Origin of the sequence: Sphingomonas sp. PP-CC-3A-396, from assembly GCF_004343105.1 — a bacterium.
Lineage (GTDB): Bacteria > Pseudomonadota > Alphaproteobacteria > Sphingomonadales > Sphingomonadaceae > Sphingomonas.
The window spans coordinates 112,994-131,352 of the sequence record NZ_SLYF01000008.1 but is presented as its reverse complement, the minus strand read 5'-3'; the positions used below and the strand labels follow the sequence as shown (position 1 = coordinate 131,352).

General features: G+C 66.9%; 15 protein-coding genes. 7 read left to right on the top strand and 8 right to left on the bottom strand.

Features of this window, described 5'->3' with window-relative positions:
- Nucleotides 1–26 precede the first annotated feature (26 nt).
- The 3 genes from C8J40_RS16115 to C8J40_RS16105 all read right to left on the bottom strand — a co-directional run bounded on the left by C8J40_RS16115 (nt 27) and on the right by C8J40_RS16105 (nt 4,532).
- Complete coding sequence (locus C8J40_RS16115; protein WP_132897988.1) at nt 27–1,460, bottom strand: sugar porter family MFS transporter; 1,434 nt, start codon at nt 1,458–1,460, stop codon at nt 27–29.
- A gap of 76 nt (nt 1,461–1,536) precedes the next feature.
- Entirely contained in the window at nt 1,537–3,315 is a 1,779-nt protein-coding gene (locus C8J40_RS16110) for an IlvD/Edd family dehydratase (protein WP_132738615.1), read from the bottom strand.
- Nucleotides 3,316–3,449: 134 nt separating this feature from the next.
- Complete coding sequence (locus C8J40_RS16105; protein ID WP_132738618.1) at nt 3,450–4,532, bottom strand: LacI family DNA-binding transcriptional regulator; 1,083 nt, start codon at nt 4,530–4,532, stop codon at nt 3,450–3,452.
- Between the two features lie 236 nt (nt 4,533–4,768).
- Between C8J40_RS16105 and C8J40_RS16100 the strand changes: the two genes are divergently transcribed.
- The 3 genes from C8J40_RS16100 to xylA are packed head-to-tail and all read left to right on the top strand — an operon-like array spanning nt 4,769 to nt 8,658.
- On the top strand, nt 4,769–5,896 hold the full coding sequence (locus C8J40_RS16100) for a glycoside hydrolase family 43 protein (protein ID WP_132897874.1): 1,128 nt from the start codon (nt 4,769–4,771) through the stop codon (nt 5,894–5,896).
- Nucleotides 5,896–7,341, top strand: coding sequence for a xylulokinase (xylB, locus tag C8J40_RS16095; protein ID WP_132897873.1), 1,446 nt, complete (start codon nt 5,896–5,898; stop codon nt 7,339–7,341). Before C8J40_RS16100 ends, xylB begins: the two co-directional genes overlap by 1 nt.
- A 6-nt stretch (nt 7,342–7,347) precedes the next feature.
- Nucleotides 7,348–8,658, top strand: coding sequence for a xylose isomerase (xylA, locus tag C8J40_RS16090; RefSeq protein ID WP_132897872.1), 1,311 nt, complete (start codon nt 7,348–7,350; stop codon nt 8,656–8,658).
- 55 nt (nt 8,659–8,713) lie between these two features.
- Here the strand turns inward: xylA and C8J40_RS16085 are convergent, their stop codons facing one another.
- Both C8J40_RS16085 and C8J40_RS16080 read right to left on the bottom strand, forming a co-directional pair.
- A complete protein-coding gene (locus tag C8J40_RS16085; RefSeq protein ID WP_132897871.1) occupies nt 8,714–10,108 on the bottom strand; it encodes a sensor histidine kinase in 1,395 nt (464 codons plus the stop codon).
- Nucleotides 10,098–10,763 carry a response regulator transcription factor gene (locus C8J40_RS16080; RefSeq protein WP_207901249.1) on the bottom strand — a complete coding sequence of 222 codons (666 nt, stop codon included), beginning with the start codon at nt 10,761–10,763 and terminating at the stop codon, nt 10,098–10,100. Before C8J40_RS16080 ends, C8J40_RS16085 begins: the two co-directional genes overlap by 11 nt.
- Nucleotides 10,764–10,854: 91 nt before the next feature.
- Between C8J40_RS16080 and C8J40_RS16075 the strand changes: the two genes are divergently transcribed.
- The 4 genes from C8J40_RS16075 (at nt 10,855) to C8J40_RS16060 (ending at nt 15,643) form a co-directional block, all read left to right on the top strand.
- Nucleotides 10,855–11,934, top strand: a complete 1,080-nt coding sequence (locus C8J40_RS16075) for an ABC transporter substrate-binding protein (RefSeq protein ID WP_132897870.1) — start codon at nt 10,855–10,857, stop codon at nt 11,932–11,934.
- Nucleotides 11,931–13,412 carry a porin gene (locus tag C8J40_RS16070; RefSeq protein WP_132897869.1) on the top strand — a complete coding sequence of 494 codons (1,482 nt, stop codon included), beginning with the start codon at nt 11,931–11,933 and terminating at the stop codon, nt 13,410–13,412. Before C8J40_RS16075 ends, C8J40_RS16070 begins: the two co-directional genes overlap by 4 nt.
- A gap of 229 nt (nt 13,413–13,641) precedes the next feature.
- Nucleotides 13,642–14,943: a CitMHS family transporter gene (locus C8J40_RS16065; protein WP_056064457.1), complete on the top strand. Its 1,302-nt coding sequence runs from the start codon at nt 13,642–13,644 to the stop codon at nt 14,941–14,943.
- 40 nt (nt 14,944–14,983) lie between these two features.
- A complete protein-coding gene (locus tag C8J40_RS16060) occupies nt 14,984–15,643 on the top strand; it encodes an alpha/beta fold hydrolase (RefSeq protein ID WP_132897868.1) in 660 nt (219 codons plus the stop codon).
- Nucleotides 15,644–15,652: 9 nt separating this feature from the next.
- Here C8J40_RS16060 and C8J40_RS16055 read toward each other — a convergent pair whose 3' ends face one another.
- The 3 genes from C8J40_RS16055 to C8J40_RS20800 are packed head-to-tail and all read right to left on the bottom strand — an operon-like array spanning nt 15,653 to nt 18,148.
- Nucleotides 15,653–16,666 (bottom strand): endonuclease/exonuclease/phosphatase family protein, encoded by a 1,014-nt coding sequence (locus C8J40_RS16055; RefSeq protein ID WP_132897867.1) that lies wholly within the window; start codon nt 16,664–16,666, stop codon nt 15,653–15,655.
- 40 nt (nt 16,667–16,706) lie between these two features.
- Nucleotides 16,707–17,222: a DUF2141 domain-containing protein gene (locus tag C8J40_RS20805; protein WP_347342853.1), complete on the bottom strand. Its 516-nt coding sequence runs from the start codon at nt 17,220–17,222 to the stop codon at nt 16,707–16,709.
- On the bottom strand, nt 17,219–18,148 hold the full coding sequence (locus tag C8J40_RS20800; protein WP_243693436.1) for a hypothetical protein: 930 nt from the start codon (nt 18,146–18,148) through the stop codon (nt 17,219–17,221). Before C8J40_RS20800 ends, C8J40_RS20805 begins: the two co-directional genes overlap by 4 nt.
- Nucleotides 18,149–18,359 lie beyond the last annotated feature (211 nt).

Sequence of the window (18,359 nt, the reverse complement as noted above, 5' to 3'; positions counted from 1 at the left end):
GGTGCCCTACACGCTCCTTCTCTCGATCAGCCGGTCATATCCTCGAGTTCGCGACCACGCGTCTCGTTGACCAGCGCCTTCACGAAGAAGAACGAGACCGCAGCGAAGAACGCGTACCCCGCATAGGTCACCGCCAAACCTGGCGACACCGCGAGCGCGGGGAAGCTGACCGAGATCGCCGCGTTGGCGATCCACTGCGCGAAGCCCGACACCGCCAGACCCGATCCGCGGATCTGGTTCGGGAACATCTCGCCGAGCATCACCCACATCACCGGACCCCAGCTGGCGTTGAAGAAGATGACGTACAGATTGGCCGCGATCAGCGCGATCATGCCGTTGTGGCCGGGCAGCGATACCGCGCCGTCCGCGCCGGTCACCGCGGTCGAGAACGCATAGGCGACCACCGCCAGCGTCACCGCCATGCCGGCCGAGCCGACCAGCAACAGCGGCTTGCGACCGATCTTGTCGACCGTCGCGATCGTGAACAGGCAGGCCGCGATCGACAGCACGCCCGACAGGATGTTGATCTGCAGCGCGTTGTCCTCGGTGAAACCGACCGCTTCCCACAGCACCGCGCCGTAATAGAACACGACGTTGATGCCGACGAGCTGCTGGAACACGGCCAGGCCGATGCCCGCCCACAGGATCGGGCGGATCTTGCCGGTCTTCTTGTCGACCAGATCGCTGAGCTTTGGCTTGTGATGATCGGCGGCGAGCGAGTTGCGGATCTCGACGACCTTGCGGTCCGCCTCTTCGCTGCCGAACAGCCGCGTGAGGACGACGTGCGCCTCGGCTTCGCGACCCTTGGCGACCAGGAAGCGCGGGCTTTCCGGGATCACGAGCAGCGCGAAGAAATAGATCGCGGCGGGGATCGCCTGCAGCCAGAACATCCAGCGCCAGGCGGGATAGCCGAGCCAGAAATCCGCGGTCGAGCCGCCGGCATAGCGGGCGAGCGCGAAGTTCGCGACGAACGCGCCGGTCAGGCCGGAGATGATCATGACCTGCTGCACGCTCGACAGGCGGCCGCGGATCGAGGCTGGCGTGACTTCGGAAATGTAGACCGGCGAGATGACACTAGCCGCACCGACGCCAAGGCCGCCGATGATCCGTGCGAAAATGAAGATTTCCGAGCCCGTCGCAGCACCGGCGAGCAGCGCGCTGAACAGGAAAAGCGCAGCGGCGAGCATCATGACGTTGCGGCGACCGATCGCGTCGGCCATCCGCCCGGCGCCGAACGCACCGACAGCCGAGCCGACCAGGATCGCCCCGACATTGACCCCGATTCCGAGCCGACCGAGACCGAACGCCGCCTCCAGGCCCTTTTGCGTGCCGTTGATCACACCCGAATCATAGCCGAACATGAAGCCGCCGATCGTCGCCACCGCGACGATCGCGGCGATGAAGCCATGATTGACCGCGGCGCTCCCCTGTAGTCCGGCTCCCGGATCTCCGCTGTGCATATTCGCCATGATGTTCCTCTCCTGTGCGCCGACCGTTGCGGCCTGGTGTCGTCTTTGGGTTTGTTCGTCGAACCGGTCAGTGATTATGCCGCGGCGTCCGCGCCGCGATACCGCGGTACTTGACCGCGAAGTCGAGCACCGCGCCATCGGCAAGCTGCCCCGTCTTCTCGCGGTACAGCTCCTCCCACGGCGTGTTGCTCGCTGGCACCGGTGGTGCTGGCTCGCCACGCCGCCGCGCGATCTCGTCATCGTCGACCAGCGCGTCGCACCGCCCTGCTTTCAGGTCGATGCGGATGATGTCGCCGGTCCGCAGCCACGAAAGCCCGCCGCCAACCGCGCTTTCGGGGCTCGCGTTCAGGATCGACGGACTGTCCGACGTCCCCGACTGGCGCCCGTCGCCCAGCGTCGGCAGCGTCATGATGCCGCGCTGGATCAGGTGATCGGGCGGTTGCATGTTGACGACCTCGGCCGAGCCCGGCCAGCCGATCGGCCCGGCGCCGCGGATCACGAGGATGCAGTCCTCGTCGATGTCGAGCGCGGGATCGTTGATCCGGTGGTGATAATCGTCCGAGCCCTCGAACACGATCGCGCGCGATTCGAAAACGTCCTCGGCACCCGATCGCTCGAGATAGCGCGCACGAAAGGCGGGCGAGATCACGCTGGTCTTCATGATCGCGACGTCGAACAGATTGCCCGACAGCACCAGGAAACCGGCCTGCTCCTTCAGCGGCGTGTCGTAGGCGCGGATCACCTCGCGGTCGGTGGCGACGCGGCCGGTGATGTTCTCCGCCAGCGTCCGGCCGGTGACGGTCAGGCAGTCGCCATCGAGCTTGCCCGCCGCGAGCAGCTCGCTCAGCACCGCAGGCACGCCGCCCGCACGGTGGAAGCGTTCGCCGAGGAAACGTCCGGCCGGCTGGACGTCGACCAGCAGCGGCAGGTCATAGCCGTGATCGGACCAGTCGGCGGCGGTGATCTCGATCCCCGCATGCTTCGCCATCGCATGGATGTGCGGCTGCGCGTTCGACGACCCGCCGATCGCGGTCACGACGCGGATCGCGTTGAGGAAGCTTTCGCGGCTGAGGATCTGCGAGGGCCGCAGGTCCTCATACGCCATGTCGACGATCCGCCGCCCGGTCTCGTACGCGAACTGGCCGCGCTCGCGGTAGGGCGCGGGGATCGCCGCGCAGCCGGTCAGCGACAGGCCGAGTGCCTCGGCGACCGCGTTCATCGTCGAGGCGGTGCCCATCGTGTTGCAATGCCCGGCCGACGGCGCACTGTCGGTCGCGCGCTGGAGGAACTCCTCCTCGTCGATCTCGCCCGCCGCGAGCTTGCGGCGCGAGCGCCAGATGACGGTACCCGATCCGACCAGCTCGCCCTCGTGCCAGCCGTCGAGCATCGGTCCGCCCGACAGCACGATCGCGGGGATATCGACGGTCGACGCAGCCATGATCCCCGACGGCGTGGTCTTGTCGCACCCGGTGGTCAGCACGACCGCGTCGATCGGATAACCGTACAGCGTCTCGACCAGCCCGAGATAAGCGAGGTTGCGATCGAGCGCGGCGGTCGGTCGGCGGCAATTCTCGAAGATCGGGTGGACGGGAAATTCCATCGCGATCCCGCCCGCGTCGCGGATGCCGTCGCGAACGCGGCGCGCCAGATCAAGATGGATGCGGTTGCACGGCGACAGGTCGCTGCCGGTCTGCGCGATGCCGATGATCGGCCGCCCCGAGCGCAACTCCGCAGGCGTCAGGCCATAGTTCATGAATCGTTCGAGATAGAGCGCGGTCATGTCCGAGCGCGCGGGGTCCGCGAACCAGTCACGCGATCGGAAGGGCCGAACCGGTTGCCGTTGCACGCAAAACTCTCCTGTCGAACGATCACCGATCCGTCGGCGTCCATTTATGCTGGTATCGCTACCATCTCCTGTGCCGACGTCAAGCGTGCTCCGCTGCCGTCTGCCCTGCGAATTTCCGTCTTACACCGCGTAGCTCATGCCACGTCCGCGCGCGGACGCCGACGTGGCGCGGCATCCGACTGGCGGCGGATCAGCGTATAATCGAGCAGCCGGTGGCGATCCGCGGGGACGATACCGCTGGGGCGACGAATCGCCGCGACCAGCATCTCGACCGCGATTCGCGCCATGTCCGCGATCGGCTGATAGATCGTCGTGAGTTCGGGCCAGATCGCGGTCGACATAATCGTGTCGTCGAACCCGCACACCGTCAGGTCGCCCGGCACATCGAGCCCGCGGCGATGCGCGACCGCGACGGTGGCCGCGGCCATGTCGTCATTGGACGAGAAGATCGCGGTCGGTGGCTCGGGCAGCGCGAGCAGCGCCTCGGCAGCATCGAGCCCGGACCGATAGGTATAGAGCCCGGACTGGATCAGCGTCTCGTCGACCGCGATCCCGGCCTCCTGCAATGCGGCGCCATAGCCTTCGAGACGGCGCGCGCTCGCCGAGAGATTGGGGTTGCCGGTGATGAAGCCGATCCGGCGATGGCCCAGCGCCATGATGTGCCGAGTCATCGTCAGCGCAGCCTCGCGGTCGTCGATCCGCACCGCAAGGACATCGTCCGACGGACGGCCGCTGGCGACCGACACCGTCGGAATCCGCGCCTCGGCGAGCAGTTCGAGGATCGCCTCGGCTTCGCACAGCGGCGGCGGCAGGACGATGCCGTCGATCCCACCCGCGATCAGATGCCGCGTAACCTCGAGCTCATGCTCGCCCAGGTCGCATTTCTCGACGATGATCTGGACGTCGCTGCGCGCCGCCTGGTCGAGGCTGCCCAGCAGGAACTCGCTGAGGAAGCCCGCGCTCGGGTTGCTGTAGAGCAGGCCGATCCGCGTCTGCCCTGCCCCGGCCAGGCTGCGCGCGGCCGGGTTGGGCGCATAGTTCAGCGCGGTGATCGCGGCGTTGACCGCCTCGCGCGTCACCGGGCGGACGTTGCTCTCGCCGTTGATGACGCGGGAGACGGTCATCGGCGAGACACCGGCGCGGCGCGCGACGTCGCTGATCGTCGGTGCACCGCCGGCGCGGCGTGATGGCTTGGCTGTGGGAAGCGGAGTAGTCATTTGTCATATCGTTAGCGCAACCGCTCGCCGCATGAAATGGCCGACGACTTTGGACCTTGGTCGTGGTGCCCTGTGCAGCATCGCCCGCGTCCAAGCCGTGGTCGACGCACGGCAACATACGCGGCACAAGTCCCCTTGCCCGGCCCGTACAGACTGTTATGGTAGCGCTATTTCCGCAAAACGACGGAAGTCAGATCTCGTAGAAGATCGCTTGAATTAGGAAGGATCGACTGGCCATGCCACTGCGTATACCCACCCTTGCCGCGAGCCTGTCGCTTGCGCTCGTCGGCAGCGTCGCGCTGGCCCAGACCGCGCCAGCGCCCACACCGAAGACGGCCAAGGCCGAACCGCGCAGTCCCGACGGCAAGCGTTATCTCTCGCAGCCGCTGGTGACGTCGATCTACACTGCCGATCCCTCGGCGCACGTGTTCAACGGCAAGATCTACGTCTATCCGAGCCACGACATCGACGTGAAGATCGCGGACGACGATCTCGGCAACCAATATGCGATGCGCGACTACCGCGTCCTGAGCATGGACCGCATCGGCGGCCCGGTGAAGGCCAACGGCGTCGCGCTCGACGTCAAGGACGTGCCCTGGGCGTCGCAGCAGATGTGGGCCCCCGATGCCGCCTACAAGAACGGCACCTATTACCTGTACTTCCCGGCGCGCGACAAACAGCTCGACAAGAACGGCCTCGGCACGTTCCGCATCGGCGTCGCCACCTCGAAGAACCCGGTGGGTCCGTTCAAGGCCGATCCCAAGCCGATCGCCGGCAGCTTCTCGATGGACCCCGCGGTCTTCACCGACGCGAACGGCGCGAGCTACATGTATTTCGGCGGTATCTGGGGCGGCCAGCTCCAGCGCTGGAAGGACGGCAAGTTCGACGCCAACGGCTCGGACACCGATCTCGGCAAGGACGACCAGCCCGCGCTGTCGGGCAAGATCGCCAAGCTCAATCCCGACATGAAGAGCTTCGCCGAGACCCCGCGCGACGTCCAGATCGTCGACGAGGCCGGCAAGCCCGTACTCGGCGGCGACCATGAACGCCGCTTTTTCGAGGCGTCCTGGGTCTTCACGCGCGGCGGCAAATATTACTACACCTACTCGACCGGCGACACGCACTTCCTGAACTACGCGACCGGCGACAATCCGTACGGCCCGTTCACCTACCGCGGCCATATCCTGAAGCCGGTACAGGGCTGGACCAGCCACCATTCGATCATCGAATGGAACAAGAAATGGTGGCTGTTCTATGCGGACACGCAGCTGAGCAACAAGAACCACCTGCGCAACGTCAAGGTGACCGAACTCAAGTTCGCACCCGACGGGTCGATCCCGACCATCGATCCGTTCGTCAACTGATGTTCCTCGGAATCGATATCGGCACCTCAGGTGTCAAGGCCGTGGTGCTCGACGAGCATGGCAGCGTGGTGGGCCAAGGCACCGCTGCGCTGACCGTGCAGCGGCCGCATCCGCTCTGGTCCGAACAGGACCCGGACGCGTGGTGGAAGGCGACCATCGCCGCGGTCCAGGCGATCGACCCGAGCGTCCGCCGCTCGGTGCGCGGCATCGGGCTCGCCGGCCAGATGCACGGCGCGACCTTGCTCGACGCCGACGACCGGCCGCTGCGCCCGGCGATCCTGTGGAACGACGGCCGCTGCTTCGCCGAGTGCGAGGCACTGGAGCGCGCCGTTCCCGATCTGCGCACCATATCGGGCAACATCGCGATGCCGGGCTTCACCGCGCCGAAACTGCTCTGGGTGCGCGAGCATGAGCCGGAGGTCTTCGCCAAGATCGCGACGGTGTTGCTGCCCAAGGACTATGTCCGGCTGCTGATGACCGGCGACAAGGCTTCCGACCTGTCCGACAGCGCGGGCACCCTGTGGCTCGACGTCGGCGGCCGCTGCTGGAGCAACGAGATCCTCGCCGCGTGCGGACTGACGCAGGCACAGATGCCGTCGCTGTACGAGGGCACGGCGATCACCGGCACGCTTACCGCCGAGGTCGCCGAGCTGTGGGGCATGCCGCAGGTCCCGGTCGCCGCGGGCGGCAGCGACAATGCGGCGGGTGCGGTCGGCGTCAGCGTCGTCAAGGACGGCGATGCGCTGCTGTCGCTCGGCACGTCGGGCGTCATCTTCGTCGCGACCAACGACTTCCGCCCCAATTCGGCACGCGCGGTCCACGCCTTCTGTCATGCGCTGCCCGGGATGTGGCACCAGATGTCGGTCCATTTGTCGGCGGCGTCGTGCATCGACTGGGTCGCGCGGATCACCGGTGCCGCCGGTGCAGCCGACCTGTTCGCACGCGCCGAAGCCGCTGGCCCCGCCAGTGGCCCCGAGATCTTCCTGCCCTACCTCTCGGGCGAGCGCACACCGCACAATGATCCGGAGGTTCGCGGCGCGTTCCTCCGCCTCGACAACGACACCGACGCCGGCCGCCTCTCGCAGGCGGTGCTGGAGGGCGTGGCGTTCGCGCTCGCGGACGGTCTCGAAGTGTTGCGTGAGGCCGGCACGGCCGTCGAGCGCCTCGCCGTCATCGGCGGCGGTGCCCGCTCGCGCTATTGGGGCCAGGTGATCGCCGCGGCGATGGAGGTCGATCTCGTCTACCTCCAGGGCGGCGAAGTCGGCCCCGCGCTCGGTGCAGCACGGCTCGCCCAGCTCGGCGTCGACGGCGGCGACCCTGCCGAGATTTGCGTCGCGCCCCCCGTCTCGCACACCATCGTCCCCGACCCTGCCCTAGTCTCGGCACTCGCCGAGAAGAAGGCCGCGTTCCGCCAAGCCTATTCCCGCATCACCCCAAAATCGTAGGAAGCTTTGATGTCCGACTTCTTCGCCGATATCCCCCAGATCAAATATGAGGGCCCCGACAGCACCAACGAGCTGGCGTACCGCTTCTACGACAAGGACAAGATGGTCCTCGGCAAGCGCATGGAGGATCACCTCCGCTTCGCCGCGTGCTTCTGGCACACCTTCTGCTGGCCGGGCTCCGACGTGTTCGGGGGCGGCACGTTCGATCGCCCGTGGCACCGCGGCGCCAACGACAGCGCAGCAGCCGCAATGAAGCGCGAGGTCGCGTTCGAGTTCTTCAAGACGCTCGACGTGCCCTATTACTGCTTCCACGACGTCGACGTGATGGCCGACGCCGCCAACATCACCGAGCACCGCAAGTTCTTCGCCGAAGCCGTCGACCATCTCGAACAGCTCCAGGCCGCGTCGGGGCGGAAACTCCTGTGGGGCACCGCCAACCTGTTCAGCCACCCGCGCTTTGCCGCCGGCGGCGCGACCAACCCCGATCCGGAAGTGTTCGCGTTCGGCGCGATGCAGGTCCGCGACGCGCTCGAGGCGACGCACCGTCTCGGCGGCCAGAACTACGTGCTGTGGGGCGGTCGCGAGGGTTACGAGACGCTGCTCAACACGGACATGAAGCGCGAGCTGGACAATTTCGGTCGCTTCCTGAGCCTGGTCGTCGAGCACAAGCACAAGATCGGCTTCACCGGCACGATCCTGATCGAGCCGAAGCCGTTCGAGCCGACCAAGCATCAGTACGACTTCGACACCGCGACGGTGTACGGCTTCCTCAAGCGCTATGGCCTGGAGAACGAGGTCAAGGTCAACATCGAGGCGAACCACGCCACCCTCGCCAGCCACACGTTCGAGCATGAGATCGCGACCGCCGCGGCGCTCGGCATCTTCGGCTCGATCGACGCCAATCGCGGCGATCCGCAGAACGGCTGGGATACCGATCAATTCCCGAACTCGGTCGAGGAACTGACGCTCGCCAATCTCGAGATCATCCGCGCGGGCGGGTTCACCACCGGCGGCTTCAACTTCGACGCCAAGGTGCGGCGCCAGAGCATGGACCCGGCCGACCTGTTCTACGGTCATGTCGGCGCGATCGACGTCGTCGCGAAAGGCCTTCTCAATGCCGCCAAGCTGATCGAAGACGGTCGCATCGATGCGATCAAGACGAAACGCTATGCCGGCTGGGACGGCGAATTCGGCGGCGCAATCGGCGGGCTCGACCTTGCTGGCATCGCGGATCTGGCCGTCGAGCGCGGCATCGATCCCAAGCCGGTCTCCGGCCAGCAGGAGCGGATCGAAAACCTAATCAACCGCGTCCTCTAAGCGAACGCTAAACCGCACCCGTCGGGCGACCCGCACGTCGCCGACGGGTCCGGAATTAAGATGAGGGCGGAGCGAACCGCAGGACGATTGCCGTGCCACGGTCGACGTCGACAAATCCGACGGTCGCCGTCAAACGCGTGGCCGCCGACCGAACGATCGCCAGTCCGAGACCACTTCCCTCCGGGCTGTTCGCGGTGCCAAGCCGGACAAAACGGTCGAACACCTTTTCGCGATATGCCGGCGCGATCCCCGGGCCATCGTCGGCGACCACGACCGCGATCTGTGTATCATCCGCCTGCAACGCAACGGACACCATCCCGCCTCGCCGATTGTAACGGATGCCGTTGTCGATGAGGTTCGACAGGATTTCGAAGATCAGCGTCCGGTGACCGGAGACCATGTACTGGGTTTGCCCATCGCTTTCGAGAACCAGATCGACACCCGCCCTGATCGCCTGGTTGATCTGCCGAGCGATGACCGCAGAAGCGACTTCGCGCAGATCGACCGCTTCGAGCGGGGCCGAAACGCCGGCTTCCTCGGCCCGCGCGAGCGCCAGGAGTTGGGTCACCAGACGTTCGAGACGGATTGCGACATCGGCGATCTCGTCCAACGCCTCGCGGCGTTCGGCGTCGGAGCCGCGGCGGGCAAGCGCGACCTGGACCTTCAGCACCGACAGCGGCGTGCGCATCTGGTGGGAGGCGTCGGCGGTGAAGCGGCGGACGCCGACGGTCGCGGTGTCGAGCTGCGCCAGGAGACGGTCGAACGCGCTGGCGAGCGGGCGGAGTTCGCTTGGCAACGGACCGGTGTCGAGCGGCGAGAAATCCGGACGCGCGCGTTCGTCGCGCGCTTCGACGGCACCGCGAAGGCGCGCGAGCGGTCGCAGCGACCACCCCAATGCAGGGCGGAGCAATAGCGCCGCCGCACCGACCAGGACGCATTCGCCGATCAGCAGCGCCAGCATCAGGCGGCGGGTCAATGCGCCACGGTTGTCGAGTGTCTCGGCAATCTGGACGATCACGGGCTTGTCGATCCGTGGGAGCGCGCGGCGGACTTCGGCGATGCGGATCTGTTGGTCACGGTAGCGGGCGAAGCGATAGCGCGGCACGTCGATCGCGAGCGTCGCGGGATCGGGCGCGGGGAGGTCCGCATAACCGGTGAGCAGGTCCGACCCCACGGCGACGCGGTAGTACACGTTGTCGCGCTCGGTGTTCTCCAGCATCCCGAACGCGGCGGCGGGCAGATCAAGCGTCACCTCGCCGCGCTCGACCTGCACCGTCTCCGCGATCGCGCCGAGCGCACCGCCGAGCACGCGGTCGTTGGTGCGGCGGACCACGTCGGCGATCAGCGTCGCGCCGACCACGCCGATCAGGATCGCTGCCGCCAGCAACGGGCCGAGCACCGCTACCAGCAACCGCGTCCTGAGCGCCGGAGTGCGGGGTTTAGCCGGCATCGAGCATGTAGCCGACGCCGCGCACGGTGCGGATGCCGGGGCCGTCGGGCGCAAGCTTGGTGCGCAGGCGGGTGACGTGGACTTCGATCGCGTTGCCGCCGACCGGCTCGTCAAACCCGAACACCTCGCCGATCAGCAATTCGCGCGGGACGACGCGACCGGCACGTGTCGCGAGTGCCTCCAGCACCGCGCGTTCGCGGCGGCGCAGGTCCAGTGCTCGACCGGCGATGTCGGCGTCGCCGGTCGAGCGGTTGATCGTCAGCGTACCGACGCTGAGCACCGGCAGCGGATCGCCGCCGCGTCGCCGGCCGAGCGCGCGGACGCGGGCCTCGAGTTCCTCGGGCTCGAACGGTTTACGGAGGTAATCGTCGGCGCCGAGATCGAGCCCGCGCACCCTGTCGTCGAGCGCATCGCGCGCGGTGAGCATCAATACCGGAACACGCTCGCCACGACGCCGCAAGGTTTCCAGCACGGTGAAGCCGTCGATCCCGGGCAGGCCGACGTCGAGGATCACCAGCGCGTACGGCTCGCCCGCGACCACCGCCAGCGCGTCCTCGCCGGTCGCGACGTGGTCGACTGCATTGCCACCCGCGCGCAGCAACGCGCCGATGCTCCGCGCAAGCGCCGCGTCGTCCTCAATCAGTAGGATGCGCATGAAAAACCATGAAAGGTTGGTGACAGGTTCGGTTCGTACTCCACCGTTGCAGTCTATCCGAACACAGAGACGGAAGGCGAGGAGAGTGATGATGGCACGAATTTTTCTGAAGATCGCATTGCTGGCTACGAGTTTCGCCGCGACCCCGCTCGTGGCGCAGCGTCCGGCGGGCTATCCGCGATCCTACGATCAGTTGACCTCCGACGCGCGCGCCGAGCGGCAGGTGCGGATCTACGGCAATGCCGATCGCGCCGAGCTGCTGCCGGTCGTTGCAGCATTCCGGAAGCGCTATCCGGGCATCACCGTACTGTACGCGGACATCGGCTCGACCGAGATGTACCGCCGCTTCGTCACCGAGACGCGCGCGAAGAAAATGTCCGCCGATCTCGTCTGGTCGTCGGCGATGGACCTGCAGGTGAAGCTGATCAACGACGGCTTCGCACAAGGCTATGCGAGCCCCGAAAAGCCCGCGCTGCCGCCGGTGTCGGTCTGGAAGAACATGGGCTTCGGCGTCACCGCGGAGCCGATCGGGATCGTCTACAACAAGCGCCTCGTGCCCGCCGCCCAAGTGCCGCGCACGCATGCCGGGCTGGAGACATGGCTGCGGAAGAACATCCGCGCGCTTAGCGGCCGTGTCACGACATTTGACCCGGCGCGTTCCAACGTCGGCTATTTGTACCTGTCCGAGGACATGGCGATCACCCGCGATACGCGGTCGCTGCTGGAGGCGATCGCCGCGACGAAACCCGTCCTCGCGCAGACCAGCGAGCCGATGCTGCGCGGCGTCGCCGAGGGGCGGCAGGCGATCGCGTACAATGTCATCGGATCGTACGCGCTGGAGCGCGCGCGGACCGATCCCCGCATCGGCGTCGCGTTCCTCCAGGACTATACGATCGTCACGTCGCGGATCGCGTTCATCGCGCGCGAGGCCGCGCACCCGGCGGCGGCGAAACTCTTCCTCGATTTCCTGCTGTCGCGCGAAGGCCAATCACTGCTCGCCAAGCGCAGCCTCTGGCCGGTCCGCACCGACGTGGCCGCCCGCCGCCTTCCCCAAGCCCAGGCGCGCCCGATCCGCGTGGGCCCACAACTTCTCGTCAACCTCGACCGCGTCAAGCGCCAGCGTTTCCTGCGCGACTGGACCGCGATTCTCGCCACCGGAGCCCAACAATGACTCTCTTCCGTACCGGGTGCGCCGCACTCGCCTTGATTGCAGCAACCCCGGCACTCGCGCAGGCTCCGACCGACGCAGATCTCGCCGCGCTGGTACGTGCGCAAGCCGCCGAGATCGCGGCGCTGAAGTCGCGGCTCGACCGGCTAGAGAACAACGCCGCCGTTGCGCAGGCGTCCGCGCCGGCAGCACCTTTGCAGGCAGCACCGCAGGCGGTCGCGCAGAACACCGAGCCGCGTCGCACCGTGCCGTTCGCACCGCAGCTTGCGCCTCCCGGCCCCGCCGATCGCAGCGTCGCGCAGGCGGTTGCCGCACGCGACAATCCGTCGGGCGTGACCACCGAATGGGGCGCCGGCCTGCCCGTCTTCCACTCGGCGGACGGCGTCTACACGTTCAAACCGCGCGGCCGCATCCTGACCGACGTCAGCTCCAGCTTCGGCTCGAAGTACGACGGCCGCAATATCACCACGACGGGCATGCGCGCGCTGCGCCTCGGTCTCGAAGGCGGCGTCGGCACGCATTTCTTCTACCAGTTCGAGAGCGACTTCTCGGAAAACGAGGTCGACGTCGTCACCGCGTTCGTCGGCTGGCGCAACAAGATCAAGCCGGGCCTCGACTACGACGTCCGCGCCGGTCACCTGTTCAACGATCGCGGCTTCGAAGGTTCGACCGGCTCGGATTCGACGCCGTTCCTCGAACGCACCACGGTCGCGACTGCGATCATCCCGCAGCGCGGCTTCTACGGCATCGGCGTGATGCCACGCATCTTCTGGAAGACCGGCCATGCCTCGGTGACGATCACCGGCGACCGGATCGATGGCACGCAGACCGTCGGCGACAGCCGCACGGTGCTCGGCCGCGCGCACTGGAACCCGATCAAATCCGATACCGGCGTGCTGCACATCGGCGCGTGGGGCTTCGACGAGTCGCTGTCGTCGGTGGCGGGCACGCTGACGCGCAACACGGTGATCGGTGGCCGCTTCAACGGCGCGCTGCGCGTGTCGACCGGCCCGCTGATCGGCGGCACCGGCACGACCGGCTACGGCGTCGAGCTCGGCGGCTATCGCGGTCCGTTGTGGGTGATGGGAGAAGCGGGTCGCCGTAACGCACGGCTCGACGGCGGGCGTCCCGATTTCGTCAGCAAGGCGTGGAGCGTCTCGGCCGGCCTGTTCCTGACCGGCGACCTTCCGCCGTACAATCCGCGGCTCGGCAGCTTCGGCCAGCCCAAGGTGTTGAAGCCTACCTTCGACGGCGGCGTCGGCGCGATCGAGCTAACCGCGCGCTACGAAAGCCTCGATTTTGACAATCTGCTGACCGGCGGCGACGGCTGGGCGGCGACCGTCGGCGTCAACTGGTACCTCAACAGCTTCACCCGCTTCCAGGTGAACGCGATCCAGTGGAACACCGACAACCGCGCCGGCGACTATGTCGGCAACGACAGCGGCCAGACGTTCAGCGCCCGCGTCGGGGTGACGTTCTGATGCTGGCCGGCATGCGATCTGCCCCGATGGCCCGACCCAATTGCTCCGTCATCCTGACGAAAGTCAGGACCCAGAGCCACGAGGGACCACGCTCGGTAACCCTGGATCCTGACTTTCGTCAGGATGACGGGGTGCTTGCGGCTACCCGTGTGGCGGCTCCTGCGACAGTAACGGCGGCGACGTCTGCCACCGCCACCCCCCTATTCACGCCCTTTCCTAGGACGAAGCGATGAACCTTGCCCTGCTCGGCTTCCTGATGGTCGCCACCTTCATGACGTTGATCATGACCAAGAAGATGACGCCGCTCGTCGCGCTCATCGTGATCCCGTCGATCTTCGGCGTGTTCGCGGGTGAGGCCGCGGGTCTCGGCCCGATGATGATCGACGGCATCAAGAACCTCGCGCCGACCGGCGTCATGCTGCTGTTCGCGATCCTGTTCTTCTCGACGATGACCGACACGGGCCTGTTCGATCCACTGGTCGGACGACTGATCCGGATGGTCCACGGCGATCCGATGCGGATCCTGATCGGGACGGTGGTGCTGTGCGCGCTCGTCAGCCTCGATGGCGATGGGTCGACCACCTACATCATTACGATCGCCGCGCTGCTGCCGCTCTACAAGCGCTTCAACATGAACCGGCTGTACCTCGTCTGCCTGTTGATGACGACGAGCGGGATCATGAACCTGACGCCGTGGGGCGGGCCGACCGCGCGCGCCGCAAGTGCGCTTAAGCTCGATCCGGCGACGCTGTTCCTGCCGCTGATCCCCGGCATGATCGCAGGCCTCGCCTTCCTGATTGGCCTCGCGGTGTATTTCGGGCGCAAGGAGCGCGTGCGGATGGGTGAAGCGGGGATCACCGCGGACACCGAGTTCACCGGCATGGCCGTCTCGCAATATCCCGAGGCACGTCGCCCGAAGCTGATCTGGTTCAACGCAGCGCTCGTCATCACGCTGCTGACGTTGCTGGTGTGGGGCATCCTGCCGCTGTCGGTGCTGATGATGCTGGCGTTCGCGATCGCGATGATCGTCAACTATCCCGGTGTCGCCGACCAGAAGGAGCGCATTTCCGCGCATGCCGGCAACGTGCTGGCGGTGGTGTCACTGATCTTCGCGGCGGGCATCTTCACCGGCATTCTTGGTGGCACGGGCATGGTCGAGGCGATGAGCAAGGCGGTGGTCGGCGTGATCCCGCCCGCGCTCGGGCCGTACATGGCGCCGATCACCGCGGTGCTGAGCATGCCGTTCACCTTCTTCATCTCGAACGATGCGTTCTATTTCGGGATGTTGCCGATCCTCGCCGAGGCCGGCGCGCATTACGGCGTCGCGCCCGAGGCGATCGCGCGCGCGTCGCTGATGGGCCAGCCGGTCCATTTGCTCAGCCCGCTGGTGCCATCGACCTACCTGCTGGTCAGCCTGGTCGGGATCGACCTCGCCGATCACCAGCGCTTCACGCTCGTGCCCGCGATCGCCGTCTGCGTCGTGATGACGATCGTCGGGATGATCGCGCTCGCCTTCCCGTTCGTCGCCTGAGGTGAGCATCCCCGTAACCCGCCGCTACCGGAGATTTCGCATGGTCCGACCGCGTACACCGTTGATGCTGCTCCCCGCGATGGGCTGCGACGGGCAGCTCTGGGCGCGCCAGATCGTCGACCTCGCCGGAATCGCACAAGTCGAGTTCGGCGACCTCTCCCGGGACGATACGCTCTCCGAAATGGCCGCGCGCGTGCTCGCCAGCGCACCGCCGCGGTTCGCGGTCGCGGGCGTCAGCCTCGGCGGCTACGTCGCGATGGAGATGGTCCGCCAGGCGCCCGATCGGATCGAGCGAATCGCGCTGTTCGGCACGCGCGCATCGATGGACGTCCGGCCACGCACCGTCGCGGGACAGGGCATGCTCGCAACCGCCCCGCACGCAGATCCGCTGCTGAGCACGATCGTCAGCGGTCCCGCGCAAGCGATGGCAGACCGCGTCGGCCCGGTGGTGTTCGAACGCCAGCAGCGTGCGCTGCTCGCTCGGCCGGACATCAGCGAGGCGATCGCCGCGATCCACGTCCCGACCCTGATCGCGGTTGGCGATCGTGACCGGATCTGCTCACCCGACGACGCACTCTCGCTCTCGCTGCAAATCCCCGAGGCGCGATTCCACCTGTTGCGTGCCTGCGGCCATCTTGCGCCGCTCGAACGCCCGGGCGAGGTCACCGCCGTACTGCGCCAGTGGCTCAGGGCCGGCTGATCCCTCAGCCTAGCGGCTCGCGGTGGTCATCACTGTGGCCTGCGGCACCAAGCGCCGTTCGATCCGGTATTGCGCGACGATGCCAATGTGATCGGACAGCATCGAGCCATCCGCACGACGGCCGAACGGCGCTGCCAAGGCGATCGGTGTAATCGCGACGGTTGGCGACGAGCGGTACATCAGCCAGTCCTTTGCGCGACCAAGCGACTCCGCCATCGCCAGCGGCTCGGCAATTGGACACGCAGGCGCGGTTCGGCATGTCACGGCGGCGGCCTGGAGCAAATCGTTCCCCCCGAACATCCGCAGGTCGAACTGCGCCCGCCGCGCCAGATCGCGCCCGACGTTGAAGTCCCCCGCGACGAGCACCGGCCGATCGCCCGCGCCCATCGAGGCGATGAAGCGCGAAAGCAGGTCGAGCTGCCGGCGATACGCGTAGATCGCCCTCGCGTTGGGGGCGCCCGATGCGCCGTTCGAATTCAGATGCGTGTCGACCACCAGGATCGGCGTGGCGATGCCGGGCACCGCGATCAGCGCCGCCAGCGCGCCCTTGTTGGCGAGGCAGTCGTAGCCGGCGCAGACCGGATAGGCCATTCGGCGGACTGCGACGATCGGATAGTCGGAGAAGATCGCCAGCCCGCTGTCGACATGCTTGCCGAGCCGCTCACCGACCAGCCGGCTGCCATCCGCGACGAAGCCGTCGTCACCGGGCGCGCGTGCGCCGTCCGCATCCTCGGCGGGACCGAACGCGACGTAGCGATAGCCCGCGGTCCGACCGATCGCCTTCGCCTCGGGCACGAACGCCTCCTGCACCGCGACGATGCTCGGCTGGACATGCCGCTCGCGCATGACCTTCAATTGGTCGCCGATCGCCTGCAATTCGGTCGAGCGGTCCTCGACGATCGGCCAAGGCAGACCGTGCACGTTATAGGTCATCAGCGTGATGTCGTGCGCCGCCGGGATGGCGGCGGCGGGAGCGATGGTCAGCGTTACGGCGGCAGCGGCCACCATCAGATATCGAAGCATGATATCGTCCTCTTGAAGACAGGTAGAAAAAGCGGCGCGGCTAGCGCTTGAGCGGCGCGAACGAGAACAGCCCGCTGCGATAGTTCATCACGACATGCGTGGTGGTCAGGCCGTCATGGACGAGGACCGTCGCCTGATCGGCATGCGGCTTCGAATGGCCGAGCCGGGGATTGCTCGCAAAGCCGATGCCGTCGTGCAGCAGGCTGAACCCGTGCCCGCCGTCACGCGCATGGACGACGCTCAGCGCATAGGCACCCGGTTGCGGGACACGCAGGCACAGCGACACGGTTCCTGCGGCAGGCACGGTGAGCACCGCGCGGCGGAATACCTTGCCCTGCCCGATCAGCACATTGTCGTCGGCGAGAAAATCGCCGTCCTTCGCCGGGTAGAGTTCGGCACGCAGCACGCCGACGCGATCCTTGAGACCATCGACGTCGACGATCAGCGCCGGCCCTTGCTCATGCGGGCGACAACGCGCTTCGGCAGTGCCCAGCGCCGGGGTCGAGGGCGGCGTCGCGGTTAGGGCCAGCAGCGCCAGCAGGGCAAGCAGGATCACTTGGCACGCTCCATGGTCACGAGTTCGACGGCGGTCAGCGCAGCGCCGAGCAGAAGGTGGGTGATGAGCCAGAGCCCGGCGATCATCGTCAGCACCGCGGTCACGTCCGACGTCCGCCCTACGGTAAACGCGACCAGCCCTGCGAACACGATGTCCTTGTTGGGCAGCAGCGGCAGCCGCGAGACGAGCAGCCGCAGCGTCGCGAGCGCCAGCCACCAGGCGAGCGGCGCGGCGGGCATTACCGCCGCCCACAGCAATGCGGCGAACAGCGTGGTCGCGACGATCCGGAGGAAATGGATGACCGCGATCCGGCTCAGTTCGGGGGGCGGCAGAGTCAGCAGCTTCTTGCGCAGGACGAGCGTGACCAGCGACGGAATCGCCATGCTGGCCGCCGATATCGTCATCACCTTGGCATCGGTGCCAAGATGCAGCGCGCCGAGCGCCTGCCAACTGACCACGGCCAACGCCAAGGTGCAGACGTTGGCGACCACCGCGGACAGGATCGAGACGTCCTTGATCGCGCCGAACGGCGTGCCGACCATCGTCGCGTGTTTCCGCGCCCAGCCGTAGAAATACAGTTCGCCCGAATAGCCGAGCACGATCTCGTTGCTGATCCGCTTGCGCAACAGCGCGAGGATGCCGCTCGGCGGAAGCTGCCACAGGCGACGATAGATCACCCATTCGCTGAACGGCGTCACCAGATAGCCGAGCGCGAAGATCGTCCAGAACAGCGGCGAGTGCGGCACCATCCGCAGCATCTCGCGAACGTCGATCCCGCGCAGCTGCCACAAGGCGGCGATCAGGATCGCGGCGGACAATAACGGCGCGAGCCAGCGGCCGAGGAAATTCTTGCGGACGGTCGTCGGCGTCAACTGCGGCAGTTGCACGCGCGTCAACGGTGTCATCGTCAGCGGCATGTCGTTCATGCGGCGCTCCTTCGAACGATACGGGGTCTGGGAAGTCTCGCGGATCGCGCATCGGCGGGACGGGAGACGGGCATGCAAACCATGATCATGGCCCAACGACGCCGCCGTTCGCGGCCCCCCGCAGCCGTGGCTGTCGCTGCGGTGAAATAAATTTTTGCCACACACGGCGTGAGGACTGCGGACGCAGATCCGCGGTGCCGTCCCGTCAACA

Excerpts from the sequence above, each read along its gene's own strand:
- C8J40_RS16115 (WP_132897988.1), bottom strand. The coding sequence starts at position 1,460 with ATGCACAGCGGAGATCCGGGAGCCGGACTACAGGGGAGCGCCGCGGTC.
- C8J40_RS16105 (WP_132738618.1), bottom strand. The coding sequence starts at position 4,532 with ATGACTACTCCGCTTCCCACAGCCAAGCCATCACGCCGCGCCGGCGGT.
- C8J40_RS16100 (WP_132897874.1), top strand. The coding sequence starts at position 4,769 with ATGCCACTGCGTATACCCACCCTTGCCGCGAGCCTGTCGCTTGCGCTC.
- xylB (WP_132897873.1), top strand. The coding sequence starts at position 5,896 with ATGTTCCTCGGAATCGATATCGGCACCTCAGGTGTCAAGGCCGTGGTG.
- C8J40_RS16085 (WP_132897871.1), bottom strand. The coding sequence starts at position 10,108 with ATGCCGGCTAAACCCCGCACTCCGGCGCTCAGGACGCGGTTGCTGGTA.
- C8J40_RS16080 (WP_207901249.1), bottom strand. The coding sequence starts at position 10,763 with ATGCGCATCCTACTGATTGAGGACGACGCGGCGCTTGCGCGGAGCATC.
- C8J40_RS16075 (WP_132897870.1), top strand. The coding sequence starts at position 10,855 with ATGGCACGAATTTTTCTGAAGATCGCATTGCTGGCTACGAGTTTCGCC.
- C8J40_RS16070 (WP_132897869.1), top strand. The coding sequence starts at position 11,931 with ATGACTCTCTTCCGTACCGGGTGCGCCGCACTCGCCTTGATTGCAGCA.
- C8J40_RS16065 (WP_056064457.1), top strand. The coding sequence starts at position 13,642 with ATGAACCTTGCCCTGCTCGGCTTCCTGATGGTCGCCACCTTCATGACG.
- C8J40_RS16060 (WP_132897868.1), top strand. The coding sequence starts at position 14,984 with ATGGTCCGACCGCGTACACCGTTGATGCTGCTCCCCGCGATGGGCTGC.
- C8J40_RS16055 (WP_132897867.1), bottom strand. The coding sequence starts at position 16,666 with ATGCTTCGATATCTGATGGTGGCCGCTGCCGCCGTAACGCTGACCATC.
- C8J40_RS20800 (WP_243693436.1), bottom strand. The coding sequence starts at position 18,148 with ATGAACGACATGCCGCTGACGATGACACCGTTGACGCGCGTGCAACTG.